Genomic DNA, 12,046 nt, shown 5'->3' with positions numbered 1-12,046 from the left:
GCCGCCGGACCCCGTGCAGCTCGACGGCGAGACCGGGCGTGGCGGCCGGGACCTCGGGACGGCCGTCCGCCTCCGGCCCGTTGGACGCCTCCGACCGGTCGTCCACCTCCGGCCGGTTGCCCGCCTTCTGCCGCTTGCCCCTGCGTAGCCTCATGGTCCCGTCTCCCTCATACGTGCACTTGTGTGACGGGGTGAAGAGTGCGGGACCGGCTGCGCGCCGGGCGTCATACCCAGGAGCCAATGTGGAGGTGCTACCGCGGTAGGGGGTGAAGGCCCCCTCCGCCGCCTATGGCGACGTGCTCCCGGTTCGGCGGCTGTCCTATTCGCCCGGGGCCACCAGTCCCGATTCGTACGCGAAGACCACCGCCTGGGCACGGTCGCGCAGGTCGAGCTTGGTGAGGACGCGGCTCACGTGCGTCTTCACCGTCTGCTCGGCCAGCACCAGGGTCTGGGCGATCTCCGTGTTGGACCGGCCGCGGGCCACCAGCGTGAGGACCTCGGTCTCGCGCTCCGTCAGCGCCTTGAGCCGCAGCGTCGGCTTGCCCCGGGCGGGCCGTTGCCGCGCGAAGTCCGCGATCAGACGGCGCGTCACGGAAGGGGCGAGCAGCGCGTCGCCCGAGGCCACGACCCGTACCGCCGCGATGAGGTCGGCCGGCGGCGCGTCCTTCAGCAGGAAGCCGCTCGCGCCCGCCCGCAGCGCCTCGTAGACGTAGTCGTCGACGTCGAACGTGGTGAGCATCAGAACACGCGGCCGGTGCGTCACGCCCGGCGGGGGCGCGAGGAGACGGCGCGCGGCCTCGAGGCCGTCCATCTCGGGCATCCGCACGTCCATCAGCACGACGTCGGGACGGGTGCGTCGGCCCAGCTCGACGCCCTGGGCACCATCGGGGGCCTCGCCCACCACGTCGATGTCGCTCTGGGCGGCCAGCAGCGCGGCGAAGCCGGCCCGCACCATGGCCTGGTCGTCGACGATGATGACGCGCGTCGTCACGTGAAGTCCTCTCCAAGCAGGGGAAGTTGGGCGGCGACCCGGAACCCGCCGTCGGGCAGCGGCCCCACGTCGAGGGTGCCGTTGAGGAGCCGCACCCGCTCGCGCATGCCGACGAGGCCGTGCCCGGTGCCGCCCACCTCCAGCGGTCCGGCGGGCGGCTCCGGCGGCGGGCCGTTGACGACCAGGACGGTGAGCCGATCCCCGTCCTCCGACACCGACAGCGACACGTGCGTCGGGGCACCCGGCGCGTGCCGCACGACGTTCGCGAGGGCCTCCTGGACGATCCGGTACGCCGAGAGACCCACCGCCTCGGGCACCTCGGCGTCGCAGGGGGTGAACGCCACCGTCCCGCCGGCCCTCGCCGTCGCTTCCACCAACTGCCCGATCTGCGTCAGGCCCGGCTGGGGCACGAGCTCGCCGTGCGCCTCCTCGTTCCGCAGCACACCGAGGAGCCGTCGCATCTCGCCGAGCGACTCCCGCGCGGTCGCCGCGATGGACGTGAACTCCTCCCGCACGTCCGGCGGCATCCTGTCGAGGCGGTACTCCGCCGTGTCCGCCTGCACCGTGATGACGGACATGTGGTGCGCCACCACGTCGTGCAGCTCGCGCGCGATGCGGGCGCGTTCCTCCAGCAGCGTCCGCCGGCCGCGCTCGGCCTCGCTGATCGTCTCCTGCTCGACCAGCCTGCGCTGCACCTCGTACCGCTCGCGCAGCGCACCGCCCAGCAGGAGCGCGACGCCCCCGAGGATGGTGAGCAGCATGTCCTTGGCGCTGAAGCCGTGGGGCGCGACGAACCCCAGGCCGACGTTCGCACCCGCCGTCGCCAGCCACACCAGCAGCACCGTCCGGCGCCGCTCGCGCAGGCCCAGGGCGAGGCAGAGGCCGACGTACCCGACGATCTCCATGGGCGGGAACGGCCACAGGAGCCGCTCTTCGAAGTCGACGGTGAGCAGGGCGAGCGCCCCGGCCACGTCCGCGGTGAAGATCACGTACCAGGCCTGCAGCGGGCGTACGACGGCGAGCAGCAGCGGCGCCGTCTGCGCGATGGCCAGCGCGCTCGCGAGGCCGCCGTTCATGCCGTAGTCGGCGGTGAGCACCTGGATGGTGGTGGGCAGCAGGGCGACGCACAGCACGAACGCCACGCCCCACGGCAGCAGCCGCACCCACCGCCGCGAAGCCCCGGCGAGCAGCGCGCGCGGGCGTTCCTTCTCCACTGAGGTCACGGACACCAGCCTATGTGCCCCGTGTGCGGCGCGACGGCGTCCGGAGAGGCGCACGGTGTCGGCTTCTCAGATGTCGGCACGCAGCGGTTCTCCCACTTTGTGCATGTGCCGCAGGCCCTGTCGGTAGGTGTCGACGAGGCCGGTCTCCGCGTGGGGGATGCCGAGGCCGCGGCCGTGGGCCTTCACCGCGGACGGGCGAGCCACACGGTTGTGCTTGTCGTTCCACCACGCGTAGTTCATGCCCAGCAGCAGGTTGCCATGGATGAGCCCGATGCGGCGGTTCGTGACGCGGTTGCCGCTGATCCGGGCATGGCCCGCGTCGTGGCCGATGCACGCCGTGCGGGCGCACAGGACGGCGAGGACGGGCACGAGCTCGAGCACCCACCACGAGTCGCCGACGAGCGCCATGCCGGTGACGACGGCGGCCGGACCGTGCGCGTTGGTTGGTGTCGTGCGCGCCGCATCGACACCAGCCAACGAACACCGCAGTACAACCATGTCCTTGGCCGCCAACACCGCTCTGCCGCGCCCCGAGAAGACCACCGCGAGGCAACCCCCACCGGACACGGGCAGCGAGTTCACGCCCCTGCTGCGCGACGTCAAGGGACAGGAGTTGCTCGAACGGCGCACCGGCTGGTACGCGACGGTGATACGGCGGTGCGTACACATGGCTCACGCCACGAGCGCGAAGTAGGCGAAGCCCGTCGCCAGCACGCCCACCGCCACGCGGCGGGTTATGCCGGTGCGGTCCCACGGGGTCTCCAGGGGCTGGGCGAACTTTGCGATCGCCACGAGCAGCCCCGCGAAGAGCGGCATCCAGGCCATCCGCGCCAGGATCCAGCCGGTCGTGTCCGGCGCGGTGGTCAGGCCGGGGATCTCGCCGAAGTACGAGGCGGGCACCGCGGCGGCGAGCATCGCCGTCTGGTGCCAGCACAGGATGGTCATCGCCGACAGGTTGATGATCACCACCGGGGCCCACAGGGCCGGGCGCCTCAGCAGGCGCGCCAGCTTGTCGCGCAGCAGGATCGCCGCACCGGACTGGGCGGCCGCGAGCGCGAGCACGAGCAGGGACGGCGGGTGGGAGTTGGTACGGGCCTCGCCGGGGACGCCCACCATCGAGGTCGGGTAGTGGAAGGCGAGAAGCAGGGCGGCGAAGAGGGCCGCGCCGCCGGCGAGCAGCAGCCACGCCTCGCGCCGGCCCAGGCGCTTGTCCGCCCAGGACACGCCCAGCTGGTAGGCGAACATCCAGCCCGGAAGCAGGTTGAGCAGGCTCAGCCAGGACGGCATCGCGTCCGCGTACGGCCCGTAACGCAGGAAGTCGACCACCGCGACCGAGCCGAGCAGCGGGGCCGCGGCCCAGAAGCCAAGGCGCTTGGAGGCGCGGACGCAGTACGGCGTGAGGGCCGTGATCACCGCGTAGACGCCGACGAACCACAAGGGCTGGACGACGAGCGTCGACGCGGTGTGCAGGGTGGCGGTCGGGACGCCGAAACCGTGATGCAGGGTCGGCAGGAGCAGCGCCCATACGGCGGTGACGCCGAGGACCGGGCGGCCCAGGCGGGTGAGCCGGCCAGTGACCCACTGGCGCGTGAGTCCCTTGCGGCGCTGGTAGGAGAGGTACGAGGAGTACCCGCCGACCAGGAAGAAGATGCCCAGCATCTGGAGGATCCAGCTGGCCGGGGCCAGCGCGCCGAACGTGGCCAGCGGGCTGGCGTTGTGCAGGCCGCTGCCGGTGTCGAGGGTGAAGCCGCCGAGCAGCCAGTGGCCGGTCGGGACGGCCAGGAGCGCCAGCGCGCGCAGGCCGTCGATGGCGCGGTCGCGGTGGGCGGGGGTCCGGTCGTCGATCTTGGCGGTGAGCTTCGCGAGCCTCGAGGGGGTCTTCATCACAGGTCTCCGCCGGCGATCGCCGCGAACGCGGTCAGGGTGGAGGTGCCGGGGGTGAAGTACTCGTCGTGCGCCGGGACGTCGTCGGCGGGCAGGACGGTCGCGCCGAAGTCGGGCGAGGTGGGGTCCGCGCCGTGGCCCAGGCCCAGGACTTCGACATTGGGGACACGGTCGATCCAGTCGGCTGGGGACTTCGCCGCCCAGATGTGGGCATCGGTGTCGAGTGCGGTGACGTCGTCGGCGCGCATGCCGGGCGAGCCCATGACGACGATGTCGCTCGCGTCGGTGTCGGGGGCGGCGAGGCCGCAGACCACCGAGCCGTAACTGTGGCAGAAGAGGGAGGGGTCGGGGAGGCCGGCCGCGTCCAGGCCGTCGGTGAAACGGGTGAGGCGCTCGGCGCCGGTCCCGGCGAGCCGGTCCGTCGCCAGGTCGGGGCCGATGCCGGAGGGGGTGGTGTAGCCGGCCCAGGCGATGACGGCCGTGTCGTCGCCCGCCTCCTCCTGGAGGTCGGCGGCCCACTGTGCCGTACCGTCGAACGTTGAGATGTCGATGTCCGAGCCGGGGACGATCACCGCGACGTGGGCGGCGTTCTCCAGGTCGCCCACGACCCGCGCGATCAGGCCGCGGCCGCGCGGGTCGTACGCCAGGACCTGGTCGCCTGCGGGGGCGTTGGCCTCGTAACGGAGGTTTACGGGGGCGCCGTCGAGGTTGCCCACCACGGTGGGGTGGTCCTCGACGAGTCGCTGCTGCTGAGCGTCGGTCAGGTCGGCGAAGAACGCCGTCACTTCGGACGGGGTGGCCGTGGTGGGGTCCGGTAGCTCCTTGTCCAGTGAGTCGTCCGCCAGCCAGGCGGCGGTGCCCGGGAGCGGACCGCTCAGCGCGCTCTCGCTGCTCGCCGAAGCCCAGCCTGCCGTGCTGCTTGCCAGCAGTGTGGTCAGTACGGCGGTGGTCAGGGTCTTCCTGAAGCGGCGCATCCGTCCGTCTCCCTCTGTCTCGTCCGTGGTGACGGGGAGGAAAGTAGGAAGGTGGCGGGAGGCGGGGCGTCACGCTGGGGAGCCAAGTCGGGAGTGATACCCCGGTAGGGGGTGGGTTAGTAGTGCTTCGTTACGTTGAGTGATATTCCCAGGCGGTGGGCAGCCTTCCGCGGTGAAGCTGGGGGAGGTGGAACGGCTCCGGGGTGAGTTGGCGGAGTTCGTTGCCGATGTGTCCGGGTCGTTGTCGCGGCGGGATCAGCGGCGGTGGGGCGAGTGTTATCTGCGGTGCCCGATGCTGGACGGCCGGCGGAAGTCGGTCCAGCCGATGGCCGAGCGCCTGCCGGACGGGAACATGCAGGTCCTGCAGCAGCCCGTGAATCAGTCTCCGTGGGATCCGCTGCCGGTGGGGCGGCGGATCGCCGAGCGGCTGTCGGAGGTGATCGCGCCTGAGGTGTGGGTGGTCGACGACGTGTCGTTCCCCAGGTGCGGCAGGGCGTCGGTCGGGGTGGCCCGCCAGTACTGCGGGCGGTCGGCAAGCGGGCGAACTGCCAGGTCGCGGTCAGCGTTCATGCGGCCACCGACACCGCTTCGTGCCCGCTGAACTGGCACTTGTATCTGCCACGAGAGTGGACGGACGAACCGGACCGCTGCCGCCGGGCAGGGTCCCCGGGCGCCGGTGGTGGTCGCCGATGCCGGCTACGGCGTCAGCACCCCGTTCCGGCTCGGCCTTGAGGAACGCGGCCTGTCCTATGTCCTCGCCCGCGATGACCTCACGGTTCGTGGTCCTGGCCATCCGGCCCGCAGGCAAGCAGTCCTTGGCCCCGGCCCAGGAAGCGGTCGGTGGCCGCAACCGGTGGGACGGTGTCCCGCCCACACAGACACTCCTGGTCGAGTGGCCGGACGGGCAGGACGCTCCCACGGAGTACTGGATATTGGACCTGCCCGCTTGGACCCCGGTCGCCGATCTCTGGTTCGCTACCTGGCATGAGGCTACGGCCAGCCGGGACCACGCCGGGTCGGTGGCCGAGGCGCGGCGGCTGGTGCGCCGGCGAGGTCAGAGCACCGCGATGCCCAGGGGGCGGCGGCCCGCGGGCAGGCGGCGGGTGGCGCCGGTCCGGAGGTCCACGACGGTGATGCCGTCCCAGTGGCCGTCGCGGGTGAAACCGCCGGTGACATAGGCGGTGCGGCCGTCCCGGGAGACGGTGACGTCCTCGTGCGGGCCGTCGAGGCTGATCACCCGCTCCCGGCCGGTGGGGGCGCGGACCGTCAGGGAAGGGCCGCGGTCCCGCGCCGGGTCGATGGGGCCGGTGCCCACGACGAGGACGGTGCCGTCCGGGGTGACCGCCACCCCGTGCTGGTGGGTGTTCGCCGTCATCGGCTCGATCGTCGACCGGCCGGTGCTCGGGTCGACCACGACCAGCTTCTCGCCCTCGAACGGCAGCAGCAGACGGCCGTCGGACGGTCGCACGGCGGCGTAGTGCGGTTTCAGCCAGGAGCCCAGACCGCCCTCCGTGCCGTAGGGGGCGACCTCGATGCGGCGCGGGCGGCCCTGTGCCGGGACCACGGTGACGTCGAAGGAGTCGTGGTTGGTGACGTACACCTCGGAGCCGTCCCGGGAGACGTCCACGTCGAACGGGCGGCGGCCGACGGGGACCGTGCGGGTCGTGCGGAGGGTGGTGGTGTCGACGGTCTCCAGTACGCCGTTCCCGCCCGGGACGTTCACCCCGACGTGGACGTGGCGGCCGTCCGGGGACAGTGCGATGCCCATGCCGCCGCCGCGGTACTCGCCGTGCGTGGGTGGGCCCAGGCGGGCGGCGGACGTGCGGTACGGGACCAGGGCCGAGCGGCGGCGAGCGCGGGTGTCGATCACTGCCACGCCCTCGGCGGCGGCGGCCCAGGCCCGGCCGTCCCTGCCGACGGCGAGTCCATAGGGGGCGGTGCCGGCCTCGACCGAGGCCACGGGGCCGGTGGCGGGGTCGACGAAGGTGACGCTGTCGGCACCGAAGTCGGTGACCAGGAGCAACCCCCCGGCAGTGGGAGGAGCAGCCGCCCGAGGGTTCTCCGTGCGCGGTGTCCTCGTGCGGTTCCCCGCCCGGTTGTCCGTCGGGTTCTCCGCGCGCGGTTCCTCCTGCCCCGACGGCGTGCAGGCAACCGCCGCCGTCGTGACGGCCAGGGCGCCGAGGAAGGCCCGGCGGTTCATCCGGCGGTCCCGCGCAGCAGGGCGGCGATCCCGGCGAAGCCGCGGCGTTCGGCGTGTTCCAGGGGGCTGACGCCGTCGGCGTCGGGGACGTCCGGGGTGGCGCCGGCGGCGAGGAGGAGTTCGACGATCCGCTGGTGGGCGGGGCCGCCGTCGCCGAGGACGACCGCCTCGAGGAGGGCGGTCCAGCCGAGGCGGTTGACGTGGTCGACGTCGATGTCGGTCTCCTCCAGCACGGCACGGACGTAGGCGACGTGGCCGCGTTCGGCGGCGGGGATCAGAGAGATGCCGCCGTAGCGGTTGCGCAGAGTCAGGTCGGGGTTGTGGGGGAGCAGCAGGCGCATCATGGCGACGCTGCCGGTGACGCCGGTGACCAGCCAGGGGGTGTCCTGCCGATCGTCCCGCGCGTCGGGGTCGGCGCCCGCCGCCAGGAGCAGCCGGGCGGTGTCGACATGGTCGGCGAGGGCCGCGAGCAGCAGTGGGGTGCGACCGTGTGCGTCACGGGCCTCCACGTCGGCGCCCGCCCGGAGGGCGAGGCGGACGGTGTCGGTGTCGCCGCGTTCGGCGGCCTGGAGCAGTTCGTGACCGGAGGCGGTCATGGCGTTCCTCCCTAGGCGGGACAGGGTTCTCGGCATCGACGTCCTTCGCGTGCGGAGGCCGGCCCACCCCGGGCGGGGGAGAGCTCGGCCCGGGGTCACGGGGCGGGCACGGCGGACCCGTGGGGCTGCATGGTGGGGCCCCTCTTCGAGTCCGTTTCGGCCGGTCGTCGGTCGTGCCTTCCCTCGATCCTCGGCCCGGGCCGGGGCCTCGCCGATCGGCGGAGAGGCTGATCAGGACGTGCCGAAGGGATGACCCAGACGTCATCCGAACGGATGATGCCGGCCCTCGGTCAGCATCTCTGCGAGCAGGCCCAGCAGCCCAAGGTCCACCGCACTGCCACGGCGGTGCCCGCGAATGTCACCGTCGACGCGGGGCGATCGGCCTTGCCCGCGACTTCCTCACCGGACACCAGGCCGGGCACTGGGAGCAGGTTCTGTACGCCCAGGACAAGGCGTTCGACGATGTGTACAGGACCACTTGCAGCGCCACGGCAGGCGGTGGCGCAGATGTCACGGAATCACGAGCTACGACTTCACCGGCCGGGGCGGCACCGCGGTCTGGCGTGCTCAGCGCCGGGTGGACCGGGCGGCACCGCGGTCTGGCGTGCTCAGCGCCGGGTGGACCTTGAGTACTTCGAAGAATGGCTGGTCAAGCGGACGAAAAGGGATACCGCAGCAGGCGTGATGGAGGAACTGGCCTTGCCCGGTCGGCTGCTACGCGCCGTCGGCCCCGGCCGTCTCCGCCCGCTGCATGGCCGTGAGCCGCACCGCGAAATGGATGGCAGCACCGGCGGCGGCGACGAACAGGAGGTCGACCACGATGTACAACTCCACGGCCGTCTGCAGGTCCGCGTACGTCTGCGCGATGTCGAACATCAGGGCGGCGTGCCGACTGAGCAGATTGGCGGCGAGGAAGAGGCCCCACCACAGGCGCACCGGCCACACCGGGGCCCGGGACCGCCCGTCGGAAGGCGGTGGCGGGCTGGAGGCCGACCACATGCCGACAGCGATCCGGTAGGGCAGCACGAAGTTCACCAGAGGGATGAACCAGGCCACGATCGCCCAGCCGGGACCCATGACGACCCGGTCGGGAGCCAGTCGCTCCACGCTGCGGCGTATCAGGAAGAACCAGACGACGAAGGCCACCACGCACAGCGCGTACACCGCCGTCTGCAGGCGGCCGACCGCCTCGTACAACGCGTACCAGGATTGCAGCGCCTCTGGGGAGGTGACGGGGGCGCGCTGTTCCTCGCCGGCCAGCACGTGCCGCCGAACGCCGACGTACACGTCGACCAGGGCGACGAGTGCGTACGCCGCGAGCGCCGCGATCAGTGCGAGGAGGGGACCGCGGGGCGCGAGCAGCGGGCCACGCTGCGCGGGCGGGTGGAGCGTGTCGGACGCGGACAAGGACAAGGTGTTGACTCCCCTGGGTGACATGGCGGAACCGCGTGCGGGCAGATCCCGGACGGGCGGAGGAACGCTACGTCGCAGGCAACACGGCGTCCAGGGAGATCTCTGGCGGTGGCTGCCGCCGCGGGGAGCGAGGCCTCCTGCCTTACGCAAGGGCGTGCGCGCAAGGCCAAGCCACTCGCTCAGGTGGGCCAGGAGCTGGGCTGTCCTGCGGGGGGCAGACCGTTCGTGCGGGGCTGTTTCGGGCCTGCGCGCGGCGACAGTAGCGCGTGGGTTCGGGGCGCGGGTCCGGTCACCGCTTCGGCACGCAGCCCCAGGCCAGCGCGGCGGCCGTGACGTAGGCGGCGGCGCCCATGGCCATGCTGACGCGCAGACCGGCCGAGGGGTCGGTGGCGGAGGCGAGCAAGCTGCCGCCGAGGGCGACACCTGTGGCGCTGCCGATCTGGCGGGTGGTGTTGAAGAGCGCGGAGGCGGTGCCCGCGTAGCCGGCGGGTACGGCGCCCATGACGGTGGTGGTCGAGCCGGTCAGGGCGAAGGAGGTGCCGAAGCCGGCCGCCATCATCGGGGCGATGAGAAGGGCGTAGCCGGGGTCCGGGCCTGCCGCCGCCCATCCGGCGAGGCCGAGCGCGGCCACGAGCATGCCGGTGACCACCAGGGGCCGGTCGCCGGTACGGGCGGCCAGCCGGCCGGACAGGACGGAGGCGAACATGGTCATCGCCAGCGCCGGGAACAGTGCCAGCCCCGTCTCGAAGGCGCTGTAGCCGCGCTCCCGCTGGAATTCCAGGCTCGCCGTGAACACCATGCCGTAGAAGGCGAAGTTGAACAGCAGGCCGATCGCGGCTCCGCCGCTCATCGCCCGCGCCCGCAGCAGGCCCGGCGGCAGCGCGGGGGAGCGGGCCAGCCCTTCGCGGACGCCGAACGCCATGGCTGCCAGGACGGCCAGGGCCAGGCCCGCGAGGACGGCCGGATCGGTCCAGCCGCGCCGCCCGGCCTCGTTGAGCGAGGCGGTCAGCAGGGCGATGGCCGCCACGACCGCGCACTGCGCGGGCCAGTCCAGAGGGCGGTCGGCCCGGCGGGGTGAGGGCGCCACATGACGCAGCGTCAGCGCGAGACAGGCCGCGCCGACGGGGAGGTTGACGAGGAAGACCCAGCGCCAGCCGATGGTGGACACGAGCGCTCCGCCGAGCAGAGGCCCTGCCGAGGCGGCGATGCCCGCCATCGACCCCCACAGCCCGAAGGCGCGCGAGCGGGCCGCCGGTTCCGGATACGCCTGCTGGAGCAGGGCGAGGGAGCCGGGGACGATGAGGGCGGCGCCCAGTCCCTCCACGAGGCGGGCGGAGACGAGGAACGACGTGTCCGGCGCGAGCGCGCAGGCGGCGGAGGCGGCGGTGAACACGGCGACGCCGGCGCAGAAGACCCGGCGGTTGCCCAGCCGGTCGCCCAGCGCGCCGCCGGTCAGCAGGAATCCGGCGAGGACGAGCGTGTAGCCGTCGGTGACCCACTGGACGCCGGTGAGCGAGGCGGACAGGTCGCGGCCGATGACAGGAACGGCGACGCTGATGACGGTCACGTCCAGGATCACCATGAAGTAGCCGGAGCACACGGCCAGCAGCGCCGCCGAGCCCCGCCGTTCGCCCCCCGGCCGCGCCTGGGCCACGGTCATTCCTCCTCCGGTCGCGGCGAAATCGCCCTGATTGTCACTGTAGGCGCCGGACGCGCATGCCGAGAGGAAGCAGGCCCTCGCACCGGGGTGTCCTCCGCCGCGGCTGCACCAGCCCCGCGCCGCCGCTGCTACCGCCCGGTGCCGGGCCGAGGGCGAGGAAGCTCGAGGCCGCACCGTCCCGGCCCGCGCCCACACCGACACCGCCCGCGCCCTGATCGACGCCGGCGAGCCGGCCGCCGCCCTCACCCAGCTGCGCCTGGTCCACCTCGCCGCCACGACGAAGCCCGCCGCCCGTCGGTGCGCGCCCTGGCCGACCATCTCGCCGACCACCACCCGGACCTGACCGCCGCTCACCGCCCGGTGAGCCGCCTCCGCTGTTCGGCGCCACTGAACGTTGACCGTCTGCCACTGAAGTTCGACCGACCGGCAGGCGGGGTCGTAGGGCTTCTCGTGGAGTCGCTCGGGGAAGTATCCGACCGTGGCCTACCTCGCCGATGAACCACTTGCAACCGATGGTCGTGGCAACTTCTTGATCTCGTTCGCGCGGGGCAGCGAGGCAGCGCCGCCGCAGGCCGCCCCGCTGCCGGCCGCCCTGGTGGCCTTGTGGCGAGCCGGTCGGGTCCTCATGGTCTTCGATCGGTACCGCCAGTCCTGGGAGCTACCCGGCGGGAGCATCGAAGAGGGCGAAACCCCCCGCCAAGCAGCCGCACGCGAGCTGCTGGAGGAGAGCGGGCAGCAGCCTGACGGACGATTGCGGTTCATCGGCTACGCAGGGTTCGTGCTGGCGCCTGACCAGCGAACCGAGTATCTGGCCCTCTACGCAGGATCCTGCGCCGAGACCCGCGCCTTCGAGCCCACTGAGGAGATCGCGGCCGTCCACTGGTGGGACCTCCTCGAACGCCTCCCAGGGTATGTGCAGCCCCTGGACGCCTACCTCGCCGCGCTCACCCGGTAGCCCCAGCAGCCGATGCCACCGCGCCATCGAGCAGTGGTCCATGTGCTCGCTGTCACGGGACATCCGTACCGAGCTCGCCACCGCGGCGGCCGGCCGAAGACGCAGATCGCGCGCGAGGCGGCCACGTCGCGCTGGAGGCCCGGCCGGACC

9 protein-coding genes and 2 pseudogenes are annotated in these 12,046 nt (G+C 72.7%); 2 read left to right on the top strand and 9 right to left on the bottom strand.

The genetic code is table 11. The features are described from left to right. Positions 1–319 precede the first annotated feature (319 nt). From HW445_RS07285 to HW445_RS07265, 5 genes and pseudogenes are all read right to left on the bottom strand, one after another. Complete coding sequence (locus tag HW445_RS07285) at positions 320–991, bottom strand: response regulator transcription factor (protein WP_180220203.1); 672 nt, start codon at positions 989–991, stop codon at positions 320–322. Continuing rightward, positions 988–2,214: a sensor histidine kinase gene (locus tag HW445_RS07280; RefSeq protein WP_180220202.1), complete on the bottom strand. Its 1,227-nt coding sequence runs from the start codon at positions 2,212–2,214 to the stop codon at positions 988–990. Before HW445_RS07280 ends, HW445_RS07285 begins: the two co-directional genes overlap by 4 nt. Before the next feature lie 204 nt (positions 2,215–2,418). Further along, positions 2,419–2,673: pseudogene (locus tag HW445_RS33405) on the bottom strand (fatty acid desaturase); the annotation flags it as partial. A gap of 213 nt (positions 2,674–2,886) precedes the next feature. After that, entirely contained in the window at positions 2,887–4,098 is a 1,212-nt protein-coding gene (locus HW445_RS07270; protein WP_180220201.1) for an acyltransferase, read from the bottom strand. Continuing rightward, positions 4,098–5,072 (bottom strand): alpha/beta hydrolase, encoded by a 975-nt coding sequence (locus tag HW445_RS07265; RefSeq protein WP_180220200.1) that lies wholly within the window; start codon positions 5,070–5,072, stop codon positions 4,098–4,100. Before HW445_RS07265 ends, HW445_RS07270 begins: the two co-directional genes overlap by 1 nt. Positions 5,073–5,364: 292 nt before the next feature. Here HW445_RS07265 and HW445_RS07260 point away from each other — a divergent pair. Beyond that, a pseudogene (locus HW445_RS07260) lies at positions 5,365–6,060 on the top strand (transposase). A 66-nt stretch (positions 6,061–6,126) separates the two neighbouring features. Here the strand turns inward: HW445_RS07260 and HW445_RS07255 are convergent. The 4 genes from HW445_RS07255 to HW445_RS07240 all read right to left on the bottom strand — a co-directional run bounded on the left by HW445_RS07255 (position 6,127) and on the right by HW445_RS07240 (position 10,941). Next, positions 6,127–7,272 carry a twin-arginine translocation signal domain-containing protein gene (locus tag HW445_RS07255; RefSeq protein WP_180220199.1) on the bottom strand — a complete coding sequence of 382 codons (1,146 nt, stop codon included), beginning with the start codon at positions 7,270–7,272 and terminating at the stop codon, positions 6,127–6,129. Then, on the bottom strand, positions 7,269–7,868 hold the full coding sequence (locus tag HW445_RS07250) for an ankyrin repeat domain-containing protein (RefSeq protein WP_180220198.1): 600 nt from the start codon (positions 7,866–7,868) through the stop codon (positions 7,269–7,271). The genes HW445_RS07255 and HW445_RS07250 overlap by 4 nt, the downstream gene beginning before the upstream one ends. Before the next feature lie 714 nt (positions 7,869–8,582). Continuing rightward, a complete protein-coding gene (locus HW445_RS07245; protein ID WP_180220197.1) occupies positions 8,583–9,275 on the bottom strand; it encodes a DUF4328 domain-containing protein in 693 nt (230 codons plus the stop codon). A 295-nt stretch (positions 9,276–9,570) separates the two neighbouring features. Continuing rightward, entirely contained in the window at positions 9,571–10,941 is a 1,371-nt protein-coding gene (locus HW445_RS07240; RefSeq protein ID WP_180220196.1) for an MFS transporter, read from the bottom strand. Positions 10,942–11,419: 478 nt separating this feature from the next. Here HW445_RS07240 and HW445_RS07235 point away from each other — a divergent pair, with 478 nt between their 5' ends. Further along, entirely contained in the window at positions 11,420–11,896 is a 477-nt protein-coding gene (locus HW445_RS07235) for an NUDIX hydrolase (RefSeq protein WP_308798560.1), read from the top strand. Positions 11,897–12,046: the final 150 nt, after the last annotated feature.

Origin of the sequence: Streptomyces sp. UH6 (assembly GCF_013421635.1) — a bacterium.
GTDB lineage: Bacteria > Actinomycetota > Actinomycetes > Streptomycetales > Streptomycetaceae > Streptomyces > Streptomyces abyssomicinicus.
The sequence above is the reverse complement of the archived record's forward strand: the minus strand, read 5'-3'. Positions and strand labels throughout refer to the sequence as shown.